Origin of the sequence: Streptomyces sp. SP18BB07 (assembly GCF_036322545.1) — a bacterium.
Lineage (GTDB): Bacteria > Actinomycetota > Actinomycetes > Streptomycetales > Streptomycetaceae > Streptomyces > Streptomyces deccanensis.
The window spans coordinates 377,824-392,202 of sequence record NZ_JAQYWT010000367.1; the positions used below are offsets into that span (position 1 = coordinate 377,824).

General features: G+C 72.1%; 12 protein-coding genes. 9 read left to right on the top strand and 3 right to left on the bottom strand.

Annotation, left to right across the window (positions count from 1 at the left end; translation table 11 throughout):
* Positions 1–25: 25 nt before the first annotated feature.
* The 4 genes from PUR53_RS45185 to PUR53_RS45200 all read left to right on the top strand — a co-directional run bounded on the left by PUR53_RS45185 (position 26) and on the right by PUR53_RS45200 (position 5,761).
* Complete coding sequence (locus PUR53_RS45185; protein ID WP_329912342.1) at positions 26–3,253, top strand: S41 family peptidase; 3,228 nt, start codon at positions 26–28, stop codon at positions 3,251–3,253.
* Between the two features lie 226 nt (positions 3,254–3,479).
* The gene (locus PUR53_RS45190) at positions 3,480–3,833 is read left to right on the top strand and encodes a histidine triad nucleotide-binding protein (protein ID WP_329899423.1); all 354 of its coding nucleotides are present in this window, start codon (positions 3,480–3,482) and stop codon (positions 3,831–3,833) included.
* Between the two features lie 6 nt (positions 3,834–3,839).
* Positions 3,840–4,748 (top strand): ribonuclease Z, encoded by a 909-nt coding sequence (locus tag PUR53_RS45195; RefSeq protein ID WP_329899422.1) that lies wholly within the window; start codon positions 3,840–3,842, stop codon positions 4,746–4,748.
* A 20-nt stretch (positions 4,749–4,768) separates the two neighbouring features.
* Positions 4,769–5,761: an adenosine deaminase gene (locus PUR53_RS45200; protein ID WP_329899421.1), complete on the top strand. Its 993-nt coding sequence runs from the start codon at positions 4,769–4,771 to the stop codon at positions 5,759–5,761.
* A 33-nt stretch (positions 5,762–5,794) separates the two neighbouring features.
* Here PUR53_RS45200 and PUR53_RS45205 read toward each other — a convergent pair whose 3' ends face one another.
* The 3 genes from PUR53_RS45205 to PUR53_RS45215 all read right to left on the bottom strand — a co-directional run bounded on the left by PUR53_RS45205 (position 5,795) and on the right by PUR53_RS45215 (position 10,001).
* The gene (locus PUR53_RS45205) at positions 5,795–6,988 is read right to left on the bottom strand and encodes an MFS transporter (protein ID WP_329899420.1); all 1,194 of its coding nucleotides are present in this window, start codon (positions 6,986–6,988) and stop codon (positions 5,795–5,797) included.
* Between the two features lie 408 nt (positions 6,989–7,396).
* A complete protein-coding gene (locus PUR53_RS45210; RefSeq protein WP_329912343.1) occupies positions 7,397–8,506 on the bottom strand; it encodes a carbohydrate kinase family protein in 1,110 nt (369 codons plus the stop codon).
* 193 nt (positions 8,507–8,699) lie between these two features.
* Positions 8,700–10,001 carry a glucarate dehydratase family protein gene (locus tag PUR53_RS45215; protein WP_329912344.1) on the bottom strand — a complete coding sequence of 434 codons (1,302 nt, stop codon included), beginning with the start codon at positions 9,999–10,001 and terminating at the stop codon, positions 8,700–8,702.
* A gap of 129 nt (positions 10,002–10,130) precedes the next feature.
* Here PUR53_RS45215 and PUR53_RS45220 point away from each other — a divergent pair, with 129 nt between their 5' ends.
* From PUR53_RS45220 to PUR53_RS45240, 5 genes are all read left to right on the top strand, one after another.
* Complete coding sequence (locus PUR53_RS45220; RefSeq protein WP_329912345.1) at positions 10,131–10,916, top strand: IclR family transcriptional regulator; 786 nt, start codon at positions 10,131–10,133, stop codon at positions 10,914–10,916.
* A gap of 205 nt (positions 10,917–11,121) precedes the next feature.
* Positions 11,122–12,192, top strand: a complete 1,071-nt coding sequence (locus tag PUR53_RS45225) for a PhoH family protein (RefSeq protein WP_215455375.1) — start codon at positions 11,122–11,124, stop codon at positions 12,190–12,192.
* Positions 12,193–12,206: 14 nt separating this feature from the next.
* Positions 12,207–12,704 carry an rRNA maturation RNase YbeY gene (gene ybeY / locus PUR53_RS45230; RefSeq protein ID WP_086759164.1) on the top strand — a complete coding sequence of 166 codons (498 nt, stop codon included), beginning with the start codon at positions 12,207–12,209 and terminating at the stop codon, positions 12,702–12,704.
* Positions 12,701–14,008 (top strand): hemolysin family protein, encoded by a 1,308-nt coding sequence (locus tag PUR53_RS45235; RefSeq protein ID WP_329899416.1) that lies wholly within the window; start codon positions 12,701–12,703, stop codon positions 14,006–14,008. The genes ybeY and PUR53_RS45235 overlap by 4 nt, the downstream gene beginning before the upstream one ends.
* Positions 14,005–14,364, top strand: a complete 360-nt coding sequence (locus PUR53_RS45240) for an MmcQ/YjbR family DNA-binding protein (RefSeq protein ID WP_329912346.1) — start codon at positions 14,005–14,007, stop codon at positions 14,362–14,364. The genes PUR53_RS45235 and PUR53_RS45240 overlap by 4 nt, the downstream gene beginning before the upstream one ends.
* The last annotated feature ends 15 nt before the right edge of the window (positions 14,365–14,379 follow it).

The following is a 14,379-nucleotide window of genomic DNA, read 5'->3' on the forward strand; positions in this document are numbered from 1 at the left end:
ACCGAACGCTGCTTACAGTGACCGGGTGACTCAGCTCGCGTATTTCCGGTATCCGCATCTGCACGGCGACCTGGTCGCCTTCACCGCCGAGGACGACGTGTGGGTCGCGCCTCTGGACGGCGGCCGTGCCTGGCGGGTCAGCGCGGACAACGTACCCGTGAACCATCCCCGGATCTCGCCGGACGGCACCACCGTCGCGTGGACCTCCACCCGGGACGGCGCGCCCGAGGTGCATATCGCGCCCGTCGACGGCGGATCGGCCAAGCGCCTGACGTACTGGGGGAGTTGGCGCACCCAGGTGCGCGGCTGGACCCCCGACGGCCAGGTCCTCGCACTCAGCACCCACGGCCAGGCCAGCCTCCGGCGGAGCTGGGCGCGCGCCGTGCCGCTCGACGGCGGTCCGGCCACCACCCTGCCGTACGGGCCGGTCGGCGATGTCGCCCACGGGCCCGCCACGGTGCTGCTGTCCGCGCCGATGGGCCGCGAGGCCGCCTGGTGGAAGCGGTACCGGGGCGGCACGGCGGGCAAGCTGTGGATCGACCGGGCCGACGAGGGAGCCGAGGGCGCCGGGGAATTCGTGCGCCTGCACGCCGAGTTGGACGGCAATCTCGAATACCCGATGTGGGTCGGGGACCGGATCGCGTTCCTCTCCGACCACGAGGGCGTCGGGGCGCTCTACTCCTCCCTCTCCGACGGCGCCGATCTGCGCCGGCACACCCCGATCGACGGCTTCTACGCCCGGCACGCGGCCACCGACGGCACCCGGGTCGTGTACGCGTCCGCCGGGGAGCTGTGGCTGCTGGACGACCTGGACAGCGCCGAGCCGCGCAGGCTCGACATCCGGCTGGGCGGGCAGCGCGTGGACCTGCAGCCGTTCCCGGTGAACGCCTCCCGCTGGTTCGGCTCCGCCTCGCCCGACCACACCGCCCGGGGCAGCGCCGTCTCCGTGCGCGGCTCGATCCACTGGATCACCCACCGCTCCGGCCCCGCCCGCGCGCTCGTGGCCGAGGACGGCGTACGGGCCCGGCTGCCCCGCACCTTCCGGGTGGAGGGCGAGGAGTGGGTGGTGTGGGTGACGGACGCGGAGGGCGACGACGCGCTGGAGTTCGCGCCGTCCACCGGCGTCGGACCGGGCGCCACCCCGCGCCGGCTCGCCGCCGGGCAGCTGGGCCGCGTCCTCGGGCTCGCCGTGGCCCCCGACGGCAGCCGGGTCGCCGTCGCCGCCGACGACGGCCGGGTACTGCTCGTCGAGCGGGAGAGCGGCGAGGTACGGGAGGTGGACCGCAGCGAGGACGGCGAGGTGACCGGGCTCGTCTTCTCGCCCGACTCGGCCTGGCTCGCCTGGTCGCACCCCGGCCCGCGCCCGCTGCGTCAGCTCAAGCTCGCCAACACCGCGGACCTGTCCGTCACCGAGGCGACCCCGCTGCGCTTCCAGGACTTCTCGCCGACGTTCACGCTCGACGGCAAACACCTCGCGTTCCTCTCCGCACGCGCCTTCGACCCGGTCTACGACGAACACGTCTTCGACCTGCACTTCGTCAGCGGCGCCCGCCCGCACCTCATCACGCTCGCCGCGACCACCCCGTCCCCCTTCGGACCGCAGCGCCACGGCCGGGCGTTCGAGGCGCCCGACAAGGACGAGACCCCCGACAGCGAGGGCACCCCGACCACCCGCATCGACCTCGAAGGGCTCGCCGACCGGATCGTCCCCTTCCCGGTCGAGGCCGCCCGCTACTCCACGCTCCGCGCCGCCAAGGACGGCGTGCTGTGGCTGCGCCACCCCGTCACGGGCGTCCTCGGCCACCTGCGGGCCACGCCCGACGACCCGGACCCGAAGACCTCCCTGGAGCGGTACGACCTCGCCCAGCGGCGCCTGGAGTACCTGGCGTCCGACGCCGACCACTTCGCCGTCAGCGGCGACGGCAAACGGGTCCTGCTGTGGACCGACGGCAAGCTCAAGGTCGTCCCCAGCGACCGGCGCGCCTCGGGCGACGACGACAGCGACTCCAACATCACCGTCGACCTCTCGCGCGTCCGGCGGACCGTCGACCCGGCCGCCGAGTGGCGCCAGATGTTCGACGAGACCGGCCGGCTGATGCGGGACAACTTCTGGCGGCCCGACCTGGGCGGAGTCGACTGGTCCGGCGTCCTGGACCGCTACCGCCCCGTCCTTCAGCGGGTGGCCACCCACGACGACCTCGTGGACCTGCTCTGGGAAGTACAGGGCGAGTTGGGCACCTCCCACGCGTACGTCACCCCGCGCGGCCGGGGCGGCTCCGGCGACCGGCGGCAGGGGCTGCTCGGCGCGGACATCTCCCGGCACGAGGACGGTCCCCAGGGCACCCCGCTGTGGCGCATCGACCGGGTGCTGCCGTCGGAGACCTCTGACCCGGACGCGCACTCGCCGCTCGCCGCGCCCGGGGTGGCCGTACGGGCCGGGGACGCGATCATCGCCGTCGGCGGGCAGCCGGTGGATCCGCTGGCCGGGCCCGGACCGCTGCTGGTCGGCACGGCGGGCAAGGCGGTCGAGCTGACCGTGCTGCCGTCGGGCGGCGGGGATCTGCGGCACCCCGTCGTCGTGCCCATCTCCGACGAGGAGCCCCTGCGGTACCACGCGTGGGTGGCGGACCGGCGGGCGTACGTCCACGAGAAGTCGGGCGGCCGTCTCGGGTATCTGCACGTCCCCGACATGGTCGGCTCCGGCTGGGCCCAGCTCCACCGCGACCTGCGGATCGAGGTCGCGCGGGAGGGGCTGGTCGTGGACGTCCGGGAGAACCGGGGCGGGCACACCTCCCAGCTCGTGGTGGAGAAGCTGGCCCGGCGGATCGTCGGATGGGACCTGCCGCGCGGGATGCGGGCGAGCAGCTACCCCGACGACGCGCCCCGGGGGCCCGTCGTCGCCGTCGCCAACGAGTTCTCCGGGTCCGACGGGGACATCGTCAACGCGGCGATCAAGGCGCTCGGGATCGGGCCGGTGGTCGGGACGCGGACGTGGGGCGGGGTCGTCGGGATCGACAGCCGGTACCGGCTGGTCGACGGGACGCTCGTGACACAGCCGAAGTACGCGTTCTGGCTGGAGGGGTACGGGTGGGGCGTCGAGAACCACGGGGTGGACCCCGACGTCGAGGTCGTCCAGGCGCCTCAGGACTACGCGGCCGGGCGTGATCCCCAGCTCGACGAGGCGATCAGGATCGCGCTGGAGGGGTTGGAGACGACACCGGCGAAGACGGCGCCTTCGTTGCCGGAGTCGTAGCGGCCGGGGGGTGCGTTGTCGGGTGCGGGTCCGGTGGGGCTTCTCGCGCAGTTCCCCGCGTCCCTCAAGGGCCTACGGCCCTTTCGGGCCGAAAAGCACGGGGCCAGCCCCGGCTTTTCAGGGGCGCGGGGAACTGCGCGACCAGCCCCCACCGGACCCGCACCCGAGACGCCCCCTGGCGATAGCATGCCCCGGTAGGCGATCACCGGTGGCTGGGAGGCAACGTATGGCTGGGGAGCCGCAGGACGACTGTCTGTTCTGCAAGATCGTGGCGGGACACGTACCCGCGACGATCGTCAGGGAGACGGACACGACGGTCGCGTTCCGGGACATCAACCCCCAGGCGCCCACCCACGTACTCGTCATCCCCAAGGCGCACTACGCGGACGCCGCCACACTCGCCACCGCCGCCCCCGACCTCGCCGCGGACGTCCTCCGCGAGACCCGGGCCGTCGCGGAGGAGGACAAGCTGGAGAGCTACCGCATCGTCTTCAACACCGGCACCGGCGCCGGCCAGACCGTCTTCCACGCGCACGCCCACGTCGTCGGCGGTCGCGGCCTGCAGTGGCCCCCCGGGTGACGAGCCGTGTCCGTACGTGAACTGGTGGTCCTCGGCACCGCCAGCCAGGTCCCGACCCGGCACCGCAACCACAACGGCTACCTGCTCCGCTGGGGCGCCGAAGGGCTGCTCTTCGACCCCGGCGAGGGCACCCAGCGGCAGATGCTGCGCGCCGGGGTCGCCGCACACGACCTGAACCGCATCTGCGTCACCCACTTCCACGGCGACCACTCGCTGGGGCTGGCCGGCGTCATCCAGCGGATCAACCTCGACCGGGTCCCGCACGACGTCACGGCGCACTACCCGCGCTCCGGCCAGCGGTTCTTCGACCGGCTGCGGTACGCCACCGCCTACCGGGAGACGGTCCAGCTGATCGAGGCGCCGGTCGAGGGCGAGGGCGGAGTGCTGGCCGCCACCCCCGCCTACACGCTCGACGCGCACAAGCTCTCGCACCCCGTCGAGTCGTACGGGTACCGCCTCGTCGAGCCCGACGGACGCCGCATGCTGCCCGAGCGGCTCGCCGCGCACGGGATCAAGGGGCCGGACATCGGGCGGATCCAGCGGGAGGGCGCGGTCGGCGGCGTCCGCCTCGACGGCGTCAGCGAACTGCGGCGCGGACAGCGGTTCGCGTTCGTCATGGACACCCGGTTGTGCGACGGGGTCTACGCCCTCGCCGACGCGGCCGACATGCTCGTCATCGAGTCCACCTTCCTGAACGAGGACATCGAACTCGCCGTCGACCACGGCCATCTGACGGCCGGTCAGGCTGCTTCCGTCGCCCGCGACTGCGGGGTGCGGCATCTCGTGCTCACCCACTTCAGCCAGCGGTACACCGAGCCCGAGGAGTTCGAACGGCAGGCGCGCGCCGCCGGGTTCGAGGGGGAGCTGACCGTGGCGCACGACCTGCTGAGGGTGGCGCTTCCGAAACGGCGCTAGAGCGGTCGTACGATGCTTTGATGTCCCTCCCCAAAGCTGAACTGCACCTGCACATCGAAGGCACCCTGGAGCCGGAGCTGGCCTTCGCCCTGGCCGCCCGGAACGGGGTCGCGCTGCCGTACGCGGACACGGAAGCGCTCCGCAAGGCCTACGAGTTCGAGGATCTCCAGTCCTTTCTGAACCTGTACTACGAGCTGATGGCGGTCCTGCGCACCGAGCAGGATTTCGCGGACCTGGCCGACGCCTATCTCGCCCGCGCCGCCGCCCAGGGCGTACGCCACGCCGAGATCTTCTTCGACCCGCAGGCCCACCTCGCGCGGGGCGTGGGGATGGGGACGGTCGTCGAGGGGCTGTGGCGGGCGCTGGGGAGGAGCGAGGAGCGGCACGGGATCTCCACGCAGCTGATCCTCTGCTTCCTGCGGGACGAGTCCGCCGAGTCGGCCCTCGACACGCTGGAGGCCGCGAAGCCGTATCTCGACCGGATCGTCGGGATCGGACTGGACTCGGCCGAGGTCGGGCATCCGCCGGTCAAGTTCCGTGAGGTGTACGCGGCGGCCGCCGCGCTCGGACTGCGACGGGTCGCGCACGCGGGGGAGGAGGGCCCGCCGGAGTACATCACCGAGGCCCTCGACATCCTCGGGGTCGAACGCGTCGACCACGGGCTGCGCTGCATGGAGGACCCGGCCCTCGTCGAACGGCTCGTGCGCGAGCGGATCCCGCTGACGCTCTGCCCGCTCTCCAACGTCCGGCTGCGCGCCGTCGACACCCTCGCCGACCACCCCCTGCCCGCCATGCTCGACGCGGGCCTGCTCTGCACGGTCAACTCCGACGACCCGGCCTACTTCGGCGGATACGTCGGCGACAACTTCGACGCCGTACGCCGGACCCTCGGCCTGAGCGAGGACCGGCTGCGGGAGCTGGCCCGCAACTCCTTCACCGCGTCCTTCCTGGAGCACGACGAGGAGCGGCGGGCCCGGTATCTCGCCGAGGTGGACGCGTACGAGTTCGGGTGACCGGGGCGGGCGGCACGGGGGCCCCGGGTCCCCCTAGGCCGCCGGGCGGTACTCCGGTTGCCCGGCGGTCGACTGCTCCTGGTAGCGGGCGTGTTCCGTGGTGGGCGTGGCGGTGCGCAGGGCCACCCAGGTCATGGGGGCCGTGATGAGCAGCAGGCCCACCGCAAGGATCGCGCCCATCGCCGGGTAGCCGGCGTGGGCGGAGAGCAGGCTGCCGACGAGCGGTCCGGCGGCCGTGCCGAGCGAGGACGCGGAGCCGATCAGGACCGCCCAGCGGCCACGCGGGTCGAGGGAGGCGGCGAGGCCGATGAGGTACGACAGGACGACCGGGTAGAGCGCGTTCCAGGCGATCTCACCCGTGGCGAAGGTCGGCAGGTCGGTCGCGGTGGCGCTGAGCGCGATACAGCCGGCGATGAGCGCCGTGCCGCCACCGATGGGGAGCGCGCGGCCGAAGCGCACGCCCAGCGCGCTCGCCCCGATGACCCCGAGCAGGCCCGCGCCGAGCGCTGTCGCGAAGACCGCGCCCACGGTGACCTCGGAGAGCCCGGCCTGGGTGGTGCCGATCCGGCCGCTGACGCCCCAGAGGGAGTTCTGCGCCAGGGACCACAGCAGGAGCGTGACGGCGAGGGTGAGGCCGTGGCGCAGGTGGGGGAGCGGGCCCCGCTCCCGGGCGGCCTGGGCGGTGGCCACGGGGCCGGCGAGCCGGGAGGTCGCCGGGAGGGTGAGCAGGGCTGTGAGCGCGAGGGCGGCGAGCGGGAGGCCGTGGCCGGGGCCCAGACGGGGGATCGTGAGATAGAGCGCGCCGGCCAGCGCCGAGACGCTCAACAGGCCTGTCGTGGACACCCGGTGGGGGTCGCGCTGCGCGGCGATGCCGGTCGCGGCCACGGCGGTCGCCGTACCGGAGCCGAACCCGCCGAGGACCGCGCCCGCGACCACGGCGGGCAGGGCGGTGGTGAGCGCGGCGGTGCCGTAGCCGGCGGCGGCCAGCAGCAGGCCCGCGCGGGCGAGGCGGCGGGGGCCGAGGCGTTCCACGTGGGCGGCGAGTGTGAAGCCGGCCGTGGCGGAGCCCAGCAGCAGCGCGCTGCCGACGGCGCCGGCCTCGGTGGTGGTGAGGGGGAGCGCCGCGTCGAGTCTGCCCACGGTGGTGGGCAGGAGGTACGCGGCGAGATACCCGGCCGTGAAAAGGGCGACGAGGGGCCAGGGTGGGGTGGTGGTGCGGGGGGACACGGGCGTTCCTGGACGTGCGAAGGTGCGGCCTGATGAAGGGGGGTTGGGCGGCTGGCTGTCGACGGACAGGGACGCGCGGGAGAATTTGTATCACGGCGCGTTTGGGGTGGGGATTGGTGGGTAGGCGCGTGGGTTTTTGGGGTGCGCCTAGTAGCTCGGGGGGCCTGTTGCGTCGGCGGGTGCGGGTGCGTGGGGCTTCTCGCGCAGTTCCCCGCGCCCCTGAAAGACCAGGCCCCTGCGGGCCTGGAAGACCATGGTCCTGCGGGCCTGGAAAGTGGCGGGGCTGCGGGGTGAAAAGCACGGGGCGCAGCCCCTGCTTTTCAGGGGCGCGGGGAACTGCGCGAGCGACCACGAACTACCCGCGCCCGCCTACGAACAGGCACCCCCCGAGCTATGACGCGCCCGGTCTCAAGCCGAGCGGCGGAAGCCGATCGTGGGGACCGCCCGCCGCAGCGGCCACGGGCTGACGTGGTCCTTCGGGAGGAAGTCCTCCAGGAAGGCATAGCGGCGCAGCGCCGCGGGGTCCTGCCCGTCCAGCGACTGCACCCGCCGCCACCACGCGGCGATCTCGGACCAGCCGGGCGCGGACAGCGACCCGCCGAACTCCTGCACCGACAGCGCCGCCGTCAGCCCCGCGAAGGCCAGCCGGTCCGAGAGCGGCCAGTCCGCCAGCGTGCCGGTGACGAAACCGGCCACGAACACATCCCCCGCACCCGTCGGGTCCAGGGCCTCCACCGCGATGGCCGGCACCTCCGCCGTCTCACCGGTCCGCCCGTCCACGGCGTACGCCCCCTCCGCGCCCAGCGTCACCACGGCCACCGGGACGTGCTCGGTGAGGGCGCGGGCGGCGGCCCGGGGGCACTCCGCGCCGGTGTACCGCATCGCCTCCGCCGCGTTGGGCAGGAACGCCTCGCAGTGGGCGAGATCGGCGAGCCCCGCCAGGTCCCAGGCTCCGGTCTCGTCCCAGCCGACGTCCGCGAAGATCTTGGTGCCCTTGGCCGCGGCCTGGGCGATCCAGGGGGCGCGCACGCCCGGCGTGAGGGAGGCGACGGCGGCGCGGGCGTGGGGCGGGCACTCCGGCGCGGACTCCTCCGGGGGCGCCTCGTGGCCGTGGGAGACCATCGTGCGCTCGCCCTCGTACGCCATGGAGACCGTGACCGGGGAGTGCCAGCCGAGGACCGTACGGGAGGCGGAGAGGTCGATGCCCTCGCCCTGTTCCAGGGCGTCCCAGCAGTACTCGCCGTAGTGGTCGTCGCCGAAGGCCGCCGCGAGGGAGGTTTTCAGGCCGAGCCGGGCCAGGGCGGTGGCCATGTTCGCCACGCCGCCGGGGCTCGACCCCATGCCGCGCGCCCAGGACTCCGTCCCGCGCACCGGGGCGGAGTCGAGCCCGGTGAAGATGATGTCGAGGAAGACGGTGCCGGTCAGATAGACGTCCCAGGGCGGGTCATCCGGTGCGCGCAGGGCCCTCAGCGGGTCGACCTGGGGCCGGTGCGGTCGCTCTCCCTTGAACGCGGTCACGATGTGCTCCCTGGCGTGGTGCGGATCCAGCCAGTCTGCCGCACCGCTCCGCTGGGTGGGGCGAGTGCGGTGGTGGGAGCTTCGGTGTGTTGTCGGGTGCGGGCCCGGTGGGGCTTCTCGCGCAGTTCCCCGCGCCCCTCAAGGGCCTACGGCCCTTCCGGGCCGAAAAGCACGGGGCGCAGCCCCTGCTTTTTCACCAGCGAGGCACCGTCGGCGTCACCCACCCCGGCTCCGCCACCCGCATCGCCGCCGCGTCGTCCCGCTCCCGCAGGGAACCGTCGTCGGACAGCCACCGCTGGTGCAGGAACTCCAGCTTGGCCCGGTCGAGTTCGACCCCGAGTCCCGGCGCGTCGGACACCCGTACCGCCCCGTCCTCGAACGTGAGCCGCGAGGTGAGGACGTCCTCCGACTGCCACGGGTAGTGGGAGTCGCAGGCGTGGTGCAGATTCGGCACGGTCGACGCCACATGCGTCATCGCCGCGAGGCTGATCCCCAGGTGGGTGTTGGAGTGCATGGACACCCCGACCCCGAACGTCCGGCAGATCGCGGCCAGTTCACGCGTGTTGCGCAGCCCGCCCCAGTAGTGGTGGTCGGAGAGGACGACCTGCACGGCCCCCTTGGTGAACGCCTCCTCGATCTCCGCGAAGGTCGTCACACACATGTTGGTGGCCAGCGGTACCGACGTCCGCGACGCGACCTCGGCCATCGCGGGTGTCCCGAGCGCCGGGTCCTCCAGGTACTCGAGCACGTCGCCCAACGCGTCCGCGACCTTCAGTGAAGTCTCCACGGACCAGGCCCCGTTCGGGTCCAGCCGCAGCGGATGCCCCGGGAACGCCTCGGCCAGCGCACGGATCGCCGCGATCTCCTCGTCCGGCGGGAAGACACCCCCCTTGAGCTTGAACGACGTGAACCCGTACCGCTCCTTGAACCTCCGGGCCTGCTCCACGACCCCGGCCGGGTCCACGGCCGCGCCCCAGTCGTCCTTCTCGGCGGCGACGCCCTCGGGATGGTCGGCCCACTTGTAGAAGAGGTACGCGCTGTACTCCACGCTGTCCCGCAGCTTCCCGCCGAGCAGCGCGTGCACGGGCAGCCCCAGCGCCTTGCCGAGCGCGTCGAGACAGGCGACCTCGAACCCCGATACGACCGACAGCCGCAGCTTGTCGGCCGTCTGGACACCGCGCAGCCCGCCCACGTCGACCTGCCCGGAGACCCGCGACCCGTCGACGGTCACCTCGTCGGCGAGCGTGAACAGCGCGTTCAGATCGCTGACCCGACGACCCACGAGCTTCTCCGCGAACGGCCGGGCCAGCTCCAGGTACTTGGTGTCGCCGTACGTCTCGCCCACCCCCGTGGTCCCGTCGGCGGTCACCACCTCCACGATCAGCCGGGGGGTGTACGGCTGGTGCACCCCCTGCGTGTTCAGCAGCGGCGGGTCGGCCACCAGGATCGGGGTCAGCCGGACCTCGGCGATGGTCAGGTCACGGGTCGCGGTCACGGGGCGGCTCCTACGGGAGGTCATCTACGCGTGCACAGCTCATCCATGGCTCATCTACGTATAGAGATGGAGGTTAGATAGATGAACCAGCGGGGTCAATGGCGCCGCGTCGTCTCCTACGATCGGCGCATGTCGGAAACAGAGGGCGGCGTCCGTGAGGTGAAGTCGGCGGCGCGCACGGTCGATCTGCTGGAGCTGCTGGCCGCGCGCGGTGACCGGCCCGCCCGCCTCCAGGAGCTGGCGGACGAGCTCCGGGTCCCGCGCAGCTCGATGTACGCCCTGCTCCAGACCCTGGTCGGCCGGGGCTGGGTGCGCACTGACACCACCGGCTCCCTCTACGGCATCGGCATCCGCGCCCTGCTCACCGGCACCAGCTATCTGGACTCCGACCCGCGCGTACGCGCCGTACGGCCCTACCTCGACGAGGCCTCCGAGGCGCTCGGCGAGACGATCCACCTGGCCCGCCTCGACGGCATGGACGTCGCGTACCTGGCGACCCGCGAGTCCCACGAGTACCTGCGCACCATCAGCCGTGTGGGCCGCCGCCTCCCCGCCCACGCCGGCGCCCTCGGCAAGGCACTCCTCGCCGAACGCCCCGACACGGACCTTCCCGAGGGCCCCTACGAGGCGCTCACCCCCCGCACCCACACCACCCGCGCCGCCCTCGCCGCGGACCTCGTCGCCGTCCGCGCCCGCGGCTACGCCGTCGACCGCGAGGAGGGCGTCCCCGGCATCGTCGGCTTCGGCTTCGCCCTGCGCACCGACACCCCCGCCACCGACGCCATCAGCTGCTCGACCCCGGTTGCCCGCCTCACCCCCGAGCACGAGGAACGGATCGTGACGGTGATGAGAGAGATCCGAACGAAGATCGAGGCGACGACCCCGGGAGCGGCCGGCTCCGCTGTGTGGCGCTGAAAGGCAGGGGGCGCAGCCCCCGCCTTTCAGGGGCGCGGGGAACTGCGCGAGAAGCCCCACCGGGCCGCGGACCGCAACGCACAAGTGGACCCGAGCTCCCCCCGGTAAAAGCCCTACGGCACTGTCACCGCCGCGTCGTACCCTGGGAAAGGGCAACACGAGCCCCACGGTCAAGAGGAGGACCCGCGGCCTACAGAGCCGGCCCATGACTCAGACACGCACAGCTCACACCCCCGCGCAGGGCAAGGCGAGAGCGCAGTTCACCGTCCCCGCGGCGCACCCCATGGTGACCGTGCTGGGCTCCGGCGACTCCCTCCTGCGCGTGATCGAGAAGGCCTTCCCGGCGGTCGACATCCATGTCCGGGGCAATGAGATCAGCGCGGTCGGCGACGCCCCCGAAGTCGCTCTCGTCCAGCGCCTGTTCGACGAGATGATGCTGGTGCTCCGCACCGGACAGCCGATGACGGAGGATGCGGTGGAACGCTCGATCGCCATGCTGAGGGCGAGCGAGAACGGGAAGAGCGAAGGCCAGGAGACCCCGGCCGAGGTGCTGACACAGAACATCCTGTCCTCGCGTGGCCGCACGATCCGCCCCAAGACGCTCAACCAGAAGCGGTACGTCGACGCCATCGACAAGCACACCATCGTCTTCGGCATCGGCCCCGCCGGTACCGGCAAGACGTACCTCGCCATGGCCAAGGCGGTCCAGGCCCTGCAGTCCAAGCAGGTCAACCGCATCATCCTGACCCGTCCGGCGGTCGAGGCCGGCGAACGCCTGGGCTTCCTCCCCGGCACCCTCTACGAGAAGATCGACCCCTATCTGCGTCCGCTGTACGACGCGCTGCACGACATGCTCGACCCCGACTCGATCCCGAGGCTCATGGCCGCCGGGACCATCGAGGTCGCGCCGCTGGCGTACATGCGCGGCCGTACGCTCAACGACGCCTTCATCATCCTCGACGAGGCGCAGAACACCTCGCCCGAGCAGATGAAGATGTTCCTCACCCGCCTCGGCTTCGACTCGAAGATCGTGATCACGGGTGACGTGACGCAGGTCGACCTGCCGAACGGCACGAAGTCCGGTCTGCGCCAGGTGCAGGACATCCTGGAGGGCCTGGACGACGTGCACTTCTCCCGGCTGTCGTCCCAGGATGTCGTCCGGCACAAGCTCGTCGGCCGTATCGTCGACGCGTACGAGAAGTACGACACCACGCACGGTACGGAGAACGGCACGCACAAGGGCGGCCGGGGCAAGGCCGGGCACAAGGGGAAGTAGACAAGCACCGCACCATGTCGATCGACGTCAACAACGAGTCCGGAACCGAGGTCGACGAGCAGGCGATCCTCGACATCGCCCGCTACGCGCTGACACGGATGCGCATCCACCCCCTCTCCGAGCTCTCGGTGATCGTGGTGGACGCCGACGCCATGGAGCAGCTGCACATCCAGTGGATGGACCTGCCCGGTCCGACGGACGTCATGTCCTTCCCGATGGACGAGCTGCGGCCGCCGTCGAAGGACGACGACGAGCCGCCGCAGGGCCTGCTCGGGGACATCGTGCTGTGCCCCGAGGTCGCCGAGAAGCAGGGCAAGGAAGCCGAGACGCAGCACTCCATGGACGAGGAGCTCCAGCTCCTCACCGTCCATGGGGTGCTGCACCTGCTGGGCTACGACCACGAGGAGCCGGACGAGAAGGCCGAGATGTTCGGCCTCCAGGCCGCCATCGTGGACGGCTGGCGCGCGGAGAAGGGCTTCACCGGCCCCTCCCCGGCACCGACCGTGTCATGAGCGCGACTCTCATCGGTGGTGCCGTCGCGCTGGTCGTCGTCGCCTGGCTCGCCGCCTGCGCGGAGGCGGGCCTCGCGCGCGTCTCCAGCTTCCGTGCCGAGGAGGCCGTACGGGCCGGGCGGCGCGGCAGCGCGGGCCTCGCCCAGATCTCGGCCGACCCCACCCGCTATCTGAACGTCGCGCTGCTGGTGCGCGTGGCCTGCGAGATGGCCGCCGCCGCGCTCGTGACCTACGCGTGCCTGAAGGAGTTCGACGCGACCTGGGAGGCCCTGGTCGTCGCCATCGGGGTGATGGTCCTCGTGTCGTACGTGGCCGTCGGCGTCTCCCCGCGCACCATCGGCCGCCAGCACCCCCTGAACACGGCCACGGCGGCGGCGTACGTCCTGCTGCCGCTGGCCCGGATCATGGGCCCGATCCCGAACCTGCTGATCCTCATCGGTAACGCGCTCACGCCCGGCAAGGGCTTCCGCCGGGGCCCGTTCGCCTCCGAGGCGGAGCTGCGGGCGATGGTCGACCTCGCGGAGAAGGAGTCCCTGATCGAGGCCGAGGAGCGCCGCATGGTGCACTCCGTCTTCGAGCTCGGCGACACCCTCGTCCGCGAGGTGATGGTCCCGCGCACCGACCTGGTGGCCATCGAGCGGTACAAGACGATCCGTCAGGCCCTCACCCTCGCCCTGCGCTCCGGTTTCTCGCGCATACCGGTCACCGGGGAGAACGAGGACGACATCGTCGGGATCGTGTACCTGAAGGACCTGGCCCGCAAGACGCACATCAGCCGGGACGCCGAGAGCGAACTGGTGTCCACCGCCATGCGCCCGGCCGTCTTCGTCCCCGACACCAAGAACGCCGGTGACCTGCTGCGCGAGATGCAGCAGGAGCGCAACCACGTCGCCGTCGTCATCGACGAGTACGGCGGCACCGCCGGCATCGTCACCATCGAGGACATCCTGGAGGAGATCGTCGGCGAGATCACCGACGAGTACGACCGTGAGCTGCCGCCGGTGGAGGAGCTGGGCGACGACCGCTACCGCGTCACCGCCCGCCTCGACATCACCGACCTCGGCGAGCTGTACGGGCTCGACGCCTACGACGACGAGGACGTGGAGACCGTGGGCGGCCTCCTCGCCAAGGCCCTCGGCCGGGTCCCCATCGCCGGTGCCTCGTCGGTCGTGGCCCTCCCGGACGAGCGCGAACTGCGGCTCACGGCGGAGGCCGCCGCCGGCCGCCGGAACAAGATCGTCACGGTGCTGGTGGAGCCGATCGGCCCCGCCGGGCCGCCGGAGGAGGAGAAGAAGTCCGAGTGACACCACAGGAGTTGAGAGCCCTCTGCCTCTCCTTCAACGAGGCCGTCGAGGACTTCCCCTTCCGCCCCGAGATCTCCGTCTTCAAGGTCCTCGGCAAGATGTTCGCCCTGAGCTGGATCGACCAGCGGCCCCTGAAGGTCAACCTCAAGTGCGACCCCGAGGACGCGGTCCGGCTGCGCACCGAACACCCCGGCCTCATCACCCCCGGTTACCACATGAACAAACGCCACTGGAACACCGTCGCCCTCGAAGCGGGCCTCCCGGACCGTCTCGTCGAGGAGCTGATCGAGGACTCGTACGACCTGGTGGTGGCGGGTCTGCCCCGCGCGGAGCGCCTGCGTCTGGACCGGGGATGACCGGACCCCGGCGCG

Excerpts from the sequence above, each read along its gene's own strand:
- PUR53_RS45190 (WP_329899423.1), top strand. The coding sequence starts at position 3,480 with ATGGCTGGGGAGCCGCAGGACGACTGTCTGTTCTGCAAGATCGTGGCG.
- PUR53_RS45200 (WP_329899421.1), top strand. The coding sequence starts at position 4,769 with ATGTCCCTCCCCAAAGCTGAACTGCACCTGCACATCGAAGGCACCCTG.
- PUR53_RS45220 (WP_329912345.1), top strand. The coding sequence starts at position 10,131 with ATGTCGGAAACAGAGGGCGGCGTCCGTGAGGTGAAGTCGGCGGCGCGC.
- PUR53_RS45225 (WP_215455375.1), top strand. The coding sequence starts at position 11,122 with ATGACTCAGACACGCACAGCTCACACCCCCGCGCAGGGCAAGGCGAGA.
- ybeY (WP_086759164.1), top strand. The coding sequence starts at position 12,207 with ATGTCGATCGACGTCAACAACGAGTCCGGAACCGAGGTCGACGAGCAG.
- PUR53_RS45235 (WP_329899416.1), top strand. The coding sequence starts at position 12,701 with ATGAGCGCGACTCTCATCGGTGGTGCCGTCGCGCTGGTCGTCGTCGCC.